This is a genomic window from Blautia sp. HCP3S3_D9 (assembly GCF_052063845.1).
Classification (GTDB): Bacteria; Bacillota; Clostridia; order Lachnospirales; family Lachnospiraceae; genus Blautia_A.
The window spans coordinates 21,860-31,877 of the sequence record NZ_JBQHWS010000037.1; the positions used below are offsets into that span (position 1 = coordinate 21,860).

Below are 10,018 nucleotides of genomic sequence, written 5' to 3' on the forward strand. Positions count from 1 at the left end.
ATCTTATTCCGATAATAGATTTCTTGCCTGCTGTAACAGGCGTGCCGGTAATTGTTTAATATTGTCTGGCGTGGATGTAGAAAAACTATAGGAGATTAGGAAGATGAGAAATATACAAGAATGTTGGGGAGGTAATGTATACATGAGATGCACAGGTGACATTTTCGAGCAGGAAAGTTACAGAGGAGAAGGCAGCAGAAACATGTTAGGAGTGAGCCTTGCAATGATCATCTGTTCGGTGATTTCGGTTCTGGCGGCAATCTTTATTATTGTCAATTTCAAAGCTGTAACAGTACGAATTGCCATATTCATGGCAAATTTGCTGTCTTCCGGGGCTTTGATTCTGGTAGTTGTAATTGTAGTGATTTATCTCATTGTGCGGTTGAAGTGGAAAATGCGCAGACGCTTTTGGAGATGGTAAGGAGAAAAGGGAGGGATTATCAGATGGTAACGGTATGGAGTGTAATAAAAAGATTTATTTTCGGATGGTTGTTGACAGGAGTACTTCTCGTAATCGTAAGTTGTGTGAAATATAAGGAGTTTATTATTACAGCTTTTACAAACAATATGTGGGCATGGGTAAATGCTGTAATGCCAATTATAATTATAATTTGGGGTATTGGATATATGATTAAGTCACTGCTTCGTTAAATTTCAAGTGAATTGAGTGTAAGCGGTGAGTACTTTTTCGATATCTATGATTCCTGCACATTTTTTTTATAAAGTCACTCCATGACAACAACTGTTTTATGTCTGTGGGATCATTTTTACAGTCCGGTATATACAGCAGCAGGGTGTAGAGATAATGATAGATGTTCAGGTTGTTGGCATTCATATGAAAAAAGCCATCTGATATGTTTGACCTGGCTATGCCAGTTCTTTTCTATCAGATGGCTTAAATCATTTTATTTTAGTTCAGCAGTATTCTGGAAATTTTTATAGTTTTATACTATAAATGAGCAAGTTCGTGATTTTGCATAAAAGAAAGACACCTCGATTCCGGATGTTGTATAATGAAAGTGACAAAACAAACATTTTCAACATTTACGAAAGAAGGTGTCTCTCGCAAATACTATACATCATTCTGCATTCATATACAACCATCTTATGAAATTAAACTTATGCAAATTTTATTCGAACCGAGTGATAAACCATCTTATGAGTATCCTGGTCAGCATTTTTATTTCAGGATATCATGGAAAAACCACGGACTTTGCTAAAAACAGTTCCTGTCACAGAACTACGATCGCACATTTCCTTAATTCAGGGAAATGGGATGATTCATTACTTTCAGATACCTTAAAACGTTCTGTTATAGAGCTTATTTATTCAGAAGCAGCACGCACCGGAAAGCCTGTTTTCTGCATTGTAGACGATACAATAGCTTCAAAGACAAAGCCCTCGTCACGGGCTTTACATCCTATTGAAGATGCGTATTTTCACCAATCCCATTTAAAAGGAAAACAGGATTATGGACACCAGGCAGTTGCGGTTATGCTTTCCTGTAACGGCATTGTCCTGAACTATGCTTTTGTAATGTACAACAAATCGATTTCTAAGATCAATATTGTAGAAAACATCGCAAAAGAACTGCCGGTTCCACCGGTAATGTCCTATTTCCTTTGTGACTGCTGGTATACTTCTGAAAAAACAATCAATACTTTCGCAGCGAGGGGATTTCATACCATAGGTGCACTGAAAACAAACCGGATGCTTTATCCATTTGGATTCAAAAAGAAACTTAATGAATTTGCTGCTCTTTTATCGATCACACGTTCCAATTTTCACCTTGTGACCGTGAAAAAGCAAAAATACTACGTGTATCGATATGAGGGAAAACTCAATGGTATTGAAAATGCCGTAGTTCTTTTAAGTTATCCGGAAAAAGCATTTGGAAATCCCAAAGCACTACGGGCCTTTCTCAGCACAGACGTCTCACTGTCAGTGGACGAAACACTGTCTTATTATGCTGGCCGGTGGCCGATAGAAATATTTTTTCGCCAGTGTAAGAATAAACTGGCACTGGACAGCTACCAGATACGTTCTGCGCAGGGGATCCGAAGATATTGGCTGCTCATGTCAATGGCACATTGTATGTGTGTGGCAGGGACCGGTGAATTCTGTTCTTTCGAAAAAGGCTACCACCGAATTGGAAGCATTATCCAGACAGAAAAGTATCAGTATCTCTTCCGATGTGCAAAAGAAAGTAATGATTTTGATGCATTTATGAAGTTAGCGGGATAATTTTGTGCAATTTTTCAAATTTGCTCATTTATAGTTTTATATTAACATTTCTCAATTCTTGTCCTTTCTTAATATGATATCCGGATGTCTGGATTCTTTTGGAGGAAATCCTCATATGCGATGATCCCAATATACTATTTTCAGGATATGAGTATCCCAAAGTGGAGGCGTATAGAATCCAGAGGAGAAACCAGAGAATACTTTGATAAACACCAGTCTGAATACCCAGTTCAAAAAGGATGCTGCCCAATACTGAACTTATAGCACTGCTGATTAAAATAAGCGGAATACTGGCATTATCCATATAAGCAAAAGCAAGTAGCCCGCCGATTGTTAAACCAATAAGACTAAGGAAAAGAACTCTTAAACATCCAAATAACTTATTTAGATGTTTCATATAACGGATTGATAGAAGGTTTCTTTCTGAATATGATGTTGCAGCAGTATTCATTGCATCAGCAAGATCTTCTGCCTGGTTAATACTGATAAATGTGCCGCCTGTTGTTTCAGCCATTTTTCTCATAAGCTGTTTATCAACGGATCCAAGACCAACTGTACTGATACTGATTCCAAGTTTGCTGTACTCTTCCAAAGCTGTGTTGAATTCCGGGACATTGCCTTTAAACCATAGAAAACCGTTATCCAGATCTGTAGCAAAGCCATCTGTTAAAAAAATAATTTTGGGATTCTTACCACCGCTCCATTTTTTGTCTTTATAATCCTGTAAAATACGAAGAGTAGTTTCTCTGATGGATGTTGCCCCGTCACAATTTATTGGTATTTCTTCTTCATTTGATGTAAGGTATCCCATATCACGAAGAATTCTTGATTCGGAAGAAAAGGCATAAACCATGTAGGGAAGTGTATTTTGAGGAGAGTTCATAATTTCTGAAATTGCGTTATATCTGAGCCCATTTGGGTCATTGCTGCTCATAGAAGCAGATTCATCAATCACAAAAATGTAACTGGTCGGTTCAGTTATTTTCTGATTTGGATTTAGTTCATATAAGTATTCCAATAACATGGACAGAAAAAATATTATGACGATACTTAAAGAAAAATATTTCAACATTCCCCATATACTGGTATAGAGATGGTTCTTTTTATCAAAAGATCCAGTCACAACAGAACTGATCCATATAATGAGAAATAAAACTGTAAATAAAAATGTACATAGGGCAGGAATCATTAAAAATCCTGCAATTTTTAGCCTATATGTAGAATACAGATAATTACAGAAGAACCAGAGGATGCCGCCGGCAACAGCACTTATAAGAAATACGGGCTTATTTATCCTGGACTTAATTTCTTTAATCATATATCACTAAATCTCCTTTTTAAGAAAGACATCCGAAGAGATACTTTTTAGTAATAAAGTTAATTACTGCTCATAAGTTGCTGAGCCAGTTCTGTATTGGCATCAATCAAAACGACTTTACGATTGCTGCTGGCAGCGGAACCAACTGTTTCATCATAACCTGCGCCGTTGATATGCCAGGGATCACTTGCCCCCATACCAAGGGTATTGATGCGCTTATCGTCAACTCCAAATTCAACTAATGTGTGCTTGACAGTATCTGCTCTATCCTGAGACAGACGAAGTGTAGATTCATCAGTGATATCTCCGGCCGTAGATCCTACCAGAAGGAGATTAACTGAAGTGTGATTCAGCAGATATTCAGCAATTGGGCGGATTGTTTCTGTAGCAGATTCCTCATCCAGATAGGTTGCTTTACCTCCAACAAATTGAATTTGACTTTCTCCGAGGATTACTGGTTCTTCAAAAGCATTTTCTTCTTCCTGTTCTGGCTGTTCAAGTATTTCCGGTTCAAACACAATTGGATCATCTGAAGGAATATTAACAATACTTACAGATGGAAGTTCATCTGTCGTATCATCGTTCTGGGATACTGAAATGTAGTCATTTGGTACAAATTCACCGCCTGCGGCTTCAATGACAGATTTCCAGATGTTTTCAAGGTTCTTGCTCTGTTTGGGATTTAATTTTTCCTGTGGAGCTGTGGTCTGGGCCATCCCAATCCAGTATACTGTTATACCACTAAGATCTGGCAAAGCTTCTTTCTCCTGAAGAAGTTTTACAATTGTCTGAGATTCAGCACTTAGCAGGTTGTTTTGAAAATTGAGATATCCCGTAGTTCCGAGTCCACTTCCACAACAGATAATATTTCGGGAGGTATAGCTATTGTCAAGGCTTCTGAGAGAGGCTGCCGCGAGGCGAATGGCTTCCAGATAATCAGATTCTGGATTTACTGCGTGCACTCCTTCAAGTACCTGAAGTAAATTGGTAACTTTGTTAGTTGCATCTCGTTTTAATCTTTCTTTTGCTGCGTTCTTATACTGTGGATCAATATCAAGATTTTCGCTTGATACCAGCTCGGGTTCTCCATCTACCCGCACAATAAACGAATAACCATAATTTTCAGCACAGTCAATCATAGTATCCTGAATAATTGGAGCTGATGAATCTACTGGTTTGGAATTTGCAGTGTTGGCTACTATGTAGGCAATGGCTGGTTTATTGCTTGTTGCAGTATCAGTGTTTTTCTTATCACCACATCCGGTTACCGTAAGAAGTGTAGTCACAATAGTAAATAATACGATTTTTCTGATTCTTTTTGTCATAATGATTCCTCCTGTTTAAACAGCTTCCGAAAAGTTAACAACGCGTTTTCTGGTGTTAGCCTCTTCAATAGTTGAAGATGGTATGGCTTCTCCAATGCAGGCAGTTTCCAGTGATTGTAGCTCACGATTGAGCCGATTAAAGATATCATTGCAATGGGAGTTGCTGAGTACATTAGTTGATGTGGGGTTACCGAGGTACTCCATCAGTTGAATTTTCGCATCAGCACTGAGAATCAGAGCGTCATTGATCAACGCTTTTTTGGCATTAACAAGATGTTGACGATCCATTTCTATAATCTGCTCCGGGTTGAAGGAATCGCATTCTTTCTTTATTGCTTCTAAACGTCTGATGTAGTCTCTGATTTCGTCGAGTGCCATCTCTTCACGACACATTTTCTGTCCTAAAGGATCATATGTAAGACAACCTATACTGAAATTTCCAATAGAGGTACATATTGGAATTACTATAGATATGATCGTTAAAGCAATTGTTGCAGAATCTATTGTTCCGTCTGCAGAAGAAAGAGACATTGTGGCAACTCGAAGGATGCCATTTATGATAAGGGCAAAGACAGGAACAGACAACAATAATATCAGGTTCAGCTTATCTTTGCTAAGACCTTGCTTGATACGTTTTGCCAAAATACCTGCAAAAGCTGCAACAATATCGGCTGCAAAGGCCATGCCACTGACTTCGAGAAGTATCATGGAAGGCTCATCATAAGAAATCCGTTGAAAAAGACTACGGAAAAAAGACAGATCTATTGTAGTACAAATTAACATCAGTAAATACGAAACTGGTCCCCAGAGAAAAGGAGTGTCAGGTTTGTATTTTGCTTTTGTCAGTTTGTGCAAATGTGACTGTGATTGCATAAGTTCACCATTTTGATTCATTTTTAAAGAAAAATTTTTATCAGTCATGTCTTATTACCTTCCTTTCTTTACTACCACAATATTTGTTCCAGAGTATTTGAGAAGATTCGTATTCTTTAGTTATAGAAGATTCTTTTTCTTTCCAAAACTCGAGAATTTTTTCGATATCGAAACTGTGAACTTCCATATTTGCAGCTTGTCTGTTATAAAAGTCGTTATGTTCCAAAGCCTGGTCATCCAGATATCGGATGCCATCCCGAACTGGACCGAGAATTTTGTCGATGAGACAATCTTCATTTCCTGCATCTACTGCGCTGGCATCAATTAAGGTTTTTAAAGTGTTTTCTAGTTCTTTTTTTAACTGTTCCAGATTATAGGATTCAGGTTTTCTGTAATTGACTGATCTGTAGTTTTCAAACAGGAGATTTGTACGACGACGGAAATCATAAACAAGTTGATGTAAACTACTATCTACTTCGCTTATCGGCCTGTGTCCTCTTCTTCTAAATGATAACATTTACATTACCTCCTCACATAATTCAGATGCTAATTCAAGACGAAGATTTTCTGCTTTTTCTACCAGCTTTTCATAATGATCCGCAAATGACTGTTCAGACATATTGCTGAATGTAATATTCGGAAGTGCTGGAAGTTCCGATATATAACGTATTGCCGAGTGCCAATACACATCGATTCTTCTCTGACTATGTTGAAGAATACGATTAGTAATCTTTACAGTAGAATCGAAGCTTTCTTTAATCTGACTGAGACTGGTAAAAATAGATTCTACTGTATTAGAAAGTTCTTTGTCATATTTAGATACTGCATCTTTAAAGGGCCTAAGAGATTCTTCTCTTTCACGGTTTCGTCGGGCTGTGACCTGAACTTCTGTAAGGTTGTCCTCACCTTCCTTTCGACTGGTTAGATCAACTTCTTCATCCATAGCATTTCTCAAAAGATTTTTTGATTCCAAAAGCTTTTTTCTCAATGGAATAACCTGATCGAAGAGAATATTCAATTTTTTGAATTCATCCTCCTCTTGTAGTTTCAGTTTTCCCATTTGTTCTGCACAGAATTCTTCATAGGAATCTACCTCTTGTTTCAGTGTACTGGACTGCCAGATGCCATTTTCATTACAACGGAGCAGATTTTTTTTGCCATCAATCCGGCCTGCATAGGTCATTGTGATTTTCTCAACAGGACCAAGAGATTTTGTTTTTCCTTTATTAAGACTCTGTAAACGTTTATTGTGTAAATTGGATTTATTCATTATGGATACCTCCTTTGGGGAAAGTAGATCAGTTGTCTGTTTCATAGCATAACCTCCTTCGTTGAACGTTTTTTTACTTGTTATACTTATACATAAGGATAAAAGGACAGGTGCTTAACGTTTTAGCAAGAATAATTTTAAAAAATTTATTTCTATTCATTTCAATAAGAATATATGTGAGGTTCATTATTATAGAAAAAATGATATTGCAACAGGTCTTGTATATGATATATAGAGAAATTTACACAAATACTTAACATTATTATGTAGGGAATGATGATTGAAATGAACTTTGAGAGTTCAAGAGCGGTGTTTTCTAAGAAAGTATGAATCTGCTAAGAAAATTACATGTGAAGAATGAATATGTATATATAAAAGATGGGGTATCTAACAAAGCCCCTGTATCTTGTTTTTCCACAAGATACAGGGGCTTTGTTGTTAAAAGAGCTTCTGCTCAGATGCTTTTTTATCCGTAAATGGTCCTGCGACAGTTTTGACATCTCTGTGATTTCCAAAGAAATCCTGATTAAAGATAATCGGGCTTCCGTCAGGATTTTCGTATTTCTGCTCCGGTTCGAATGCCATACCAAGTGTTTCAGTTGAGATGATACCGTCGTTTTCTTCTTTGATGATATCATACAGGTTGGTCTTCAGATACCAGCCATCTTCTTTCTCTTCAACAGAGATATCTACAGTGTGTTCTGCATCTGTGACTGCATTTGTTTCTTTTTCCCATGCACGTGCTCCATTGAAATAGAGATTGCCGGATGCCCATACAGGAAGATGATCATAATAGCAGTTGCCTGTTGTTTCAGAACCCATTCCGCAGTAACCTTCGAACTGTCTGTTCCATTCATCAAAGGTTGGATATCCGTTAAATTTGAAAGTTCCTGTGATCACATTGCAGTCATCCCACATATTTCCATTGTTACCCATGAGATCAGCCAGATCCTGCATACAAGGACGGATCGGTTTCTGAACGAAGATGTTGTTGTAGAATCTGTCATCTCCATGAAGGATGGTCATAAATCCTGCAACCTGAGTTCCGTGTTTGGTGTGATATGGAGTATATCTGGGAGATGGAATATCAGGTGCACCGTTGTCTGTACCGATACCAACAGAAACGAAGCCGCCGCAGATCAGGTTATGTACAAGGGCAACACCCTGGGCTGCAATTTTCAGTGCACGGTCAGACAGCAGGATATTGTGGTCGATCAATGTCGGACCATGGGAAACCTCAACGAAGATATCTTCTCCTACGCTTGTGACAGCGTCATCCCCTGCCTCGAAGTCATTAGGAAGAGCATTGTCATGGAAGAGATTTCCTGTAACGCGGGTTCCCTGTGCCTGCCAGTCAAGCCACAGACCACGGGTGCAGTTGTGGATATGGTTGCGGCGGAAAATAACATCGATAGCAGCATGCATTTTGATACCGCCAATCTCTGCTCCTGCCAGATTCTGCTTGTTATTAATGTGGTGGATATGGTTGTCTTCAATAACAGAGAATACGCCTCCAAGATGTCCTACAATACCTGTCTGACCGCAGTCATGGATTTCACATCTGCGCACAATATGGGAACCGATGTGTTCTTTATCCCATCCTTCATAGGAAGCCTGGCAGATGCAGTCGCGTTCTGTCTGAGTTCCGTCTTTGTATTTCCACTTTAACCATTTGTTATCATTTTCAGGCTGCAAATATTTACCAAGAGAAATACCGCTGCATTTGGATTCATAGATTTCACAGTCTTCGATGATCCATCCTTTGGACCAGTGAGGACCGACCATTCCCTCCTGATAAGCGGTAGGGGGAGCCCACTGAGTAGCAGCCTGACTGATGCGGAAACCGGAGAGAGTGATATATCCGATTCCTTCACTTTCCGGATAGAAGCAGTTTCTTCTTACACTGATCTCAACATTTTCTTTATTGGGATCTTTTTCATGGAAGTTTGCATAAATAATTGTCTGATTATTGGCTTCATCCTGTTCTGCGTACCATGTATATACAGAGAAATCAGGATCCCATGAGATAGTACTTTTTTGTGGATTTTTAACTTTATCCAGAGTGGTTACTTCATACATGGATTTTTCATTCAGATATACATCTCCTGTATGAGCAATAAATGTAGCGATAAACCAATCTCCGGATACCAGGGTAGTAAATGGGTTATAATCACCGAAGATTCCGTTCGGAATGACTGCTTTCCATACAGTGCCTTCTACATTTTCCCAGTCTTTGACAGCTTCACTTCCTGTAATGTGCGCCTGTCCTTTTATTGCAGAACGGTAGGTGATACGCTTGTCTGCCGTTCCAGCGTGAATCGGATTAACAGCTTCACGGTATAATCCCGGTGCAACGATGACTTCATCTCCCGGAAGTGCCTTTGCAGCGGCCTCCTGAATAGTTTTGAATGGATTTTCTTTTGTTCCGTTTCCGGTCTGGATCACGGATGCATCAACGTAAATAATCATTATAAAAACCTCCCGGCCTTCTGGCCTGAATCCTTCTGTTTGCGGGCGAAATGCCCATAAGATATGTAATCTAGTGTAGCATGTAGATATGCAGCGAAACAATGGAATTCTGTGTCATTTTGTATGAATTTTGTGATGATTCTATGACTATCACTGGTAATATTCTGGGATGTGTTTGGGATGCACAAGGATTACTTACAGAATTTGATATTGGCAGCTTCTTACGGGATACGCTTCCTTTCTGTTATTAACAATTTTTGAAAAAAGTTTACAAAAAACATCTTGACCATCAAAGAAACACAAGTTATAATCCCCTATATAAAAATTTTCGTACAAAGAGCAGACAATGGGGTCTGAGAAAGAATCCCATTGTCTGCTCTTTTTTGCGTACTACGAAGATTTTTGTTGCTGTTCACACACCACTATCCCGCGAGGTGTTTTGGCATGAATATGCCAAAATCCCGAGACATACAAGCCAAAATTCCATTGCCGCAGGCAATCTGGAATGAATTTTGGCTA

At 38.7% G+C, this 10,018-nt stretch carries 8 protein-coding genes; 2 read left to right on the top strand and 6 right to left on the bottom strand.

The genetic code is table 11. From position 1 onward, the window contains the following. Positions 1-103 precede the first annotated feature (103 nt). Together ACTNES_RS09215 and ACTNES_RS09220 are read left to right on the top strand one after the other, a co-directional pair. Positions 104-421 (top strand): hypothetical protein, encoded by a 318-nt coding sequence (locus tag ACTNES_RS09215; protein ID WP_441039159.1) that lies wholly within the window; start codon positions 104-106, stop codon positions 419-421. A gap of 686 nt (positions 422-1,107) precedes the next feature. After that, positions 1,108-2,244: an IS701 family transposase gene (locus tag ACTNES_RS09220; protein ID WP_441039160.1), complete on the top strand. Its 1,137-nt coding sequence runs from the start codon at positions 1,108-1,110 to the stop codon at positions 2,242-2,244. Between the two features lie 28 nt (positions 2,245-2,272). Here the strand turns inward: ACTNES_RS09220 and ACTNES_RS09225 are convergent, their stop codons facing one another. The 6 genes from ACTNES_RS09225 to ACTNES_RS09250 form a co-directional block, all read right to left on the bottom strand. After that, complete coding sequence (locus tag ACTNES_RS09225) at positions 2,273-3,562, bottom strand: vWA domain-containing protein (RefSeq protein WP_441039161.1); 1,290 nt, start codon at positions 3,560-3,562, stop codon at positions 2,273-2,275. A gap of 59 nt (positions 3,563-3,621) precedes the next feature. Further along, positions 3,622-4,887: an OmpA family protein gene (locus ACTNES_RS09230; RefSeq protein ID WP_441039162.1), complete on the bottom strand. Its 1,266-nt coding sequence runs from the start codon at positions 4,885-4,887 to the stop codon at positions 3,622-3,624. A gap of 15 nt (positions 4,888-4,902) precedes the next feature. After that, on the bottom strand, positions 4,903-5,808 hold the full coding sequence (locus tag ACTNES_RS09235) for a hypothetical protein (RefSeq protein ID WP_441039163.1): 906 nt from the start codon (positions 5,806-5,808) through the stop codon (positions 4,903-4,905). After that, a complete protein-coding gene (locus tag ACTNES_RS09240; RefSeq protein WP_441039164.1) occupies positions 5,801-6,277 on the bottom strand; it encodes a hypothetical protein in 477 nt (158 codons plus the stop codon). Before ACTNES_RS09240 ends, ACTNES_RS09235 begins: the two co-directional genes overlap by 8 nt. Further along, positions 6,278-7,030, bottom strand: coding sequence for a hypothetical protein (locus ACTNES_RS09245; protein WP_147419301.1), 753 nt, complete (start codon positions 7,028-7,030; stop codon positions 6,278-6,280). It lies immediately after the preceding gene. Between the two features lie 438 nt (positions 7,031-7,468). After that, positions 7,469-9,499: a right-handed parallel beta-helix repeat-containing protein gene (locus ACTNES_RS09250; protein ID WP_291817607.1), complete on the bottom strand. Its 2,031-nt coding sequence runs from the start codon at positions 9,497-9,499 to the stop codon at positions 7,469-7,471. Between the last annotated feature and the right edge of the window lie 519 nt (positions 9,500-10,018).

Bases quoted from the DNA above. Each gene is read 5' to 3' on its own strand.
- ACTNES_RS09215 (WP_441039159.1), top strand. From the start codon at position 104: ATGAGAAATATACAAGAATGTTGGGGAGGTAATGTATACATGAGATGC.
- ACTNES_RS09220 (WP_441039160.1), top strand. From the start codon at position 1,108: ATGAAATTAAACTTATGCAAATTTTATTCGAACCGAGTGATAAACCAT.
- ACTNES_RS09225 (WP_441039161.1), bottom strand. From the start codon at position 3,562: ATGATTAAAGAAATTAAGTCCAGGATAAATAAGCCCGTATTTCTTATA.
- ACTNES_RS09230 (WP_441039162.1), bottom strand. From the start codon at position 4,887: ATGACAAAAAGAATCAGAAAAATCGTATTATTTACTATTGTGACTACA.
- ACTNES_RS09235 (WP_441039163.1), bottom strand. From the start codon at position 5,808: ATGACTGATAAAAATTTTTCTTTAAAAATGAATCAAAATGGTGAACTT.
- ACTNES_RS09240 (WP_441039164.1), bottom strand. From the start codon at position 6,277: ATGTTATCATTTAGAAGAAGAGGACACAGGCCGATAAGCGAAGTAGAT.
- ACTNES_RS09245 (WP_147419301.1), bottom strand. From the start codon at position 7,030: ATGAATAAATCCAATTTACACAATAAACGTTTACAGAGTCTTAATAAA.
- ACTNES_RS09250 (WP_291817607.1), bottom strand. From the start codon at position 9,499: ATGATTATTTACGTTGATGCATCCGTGATCCAGACCGGAAACGGAACA.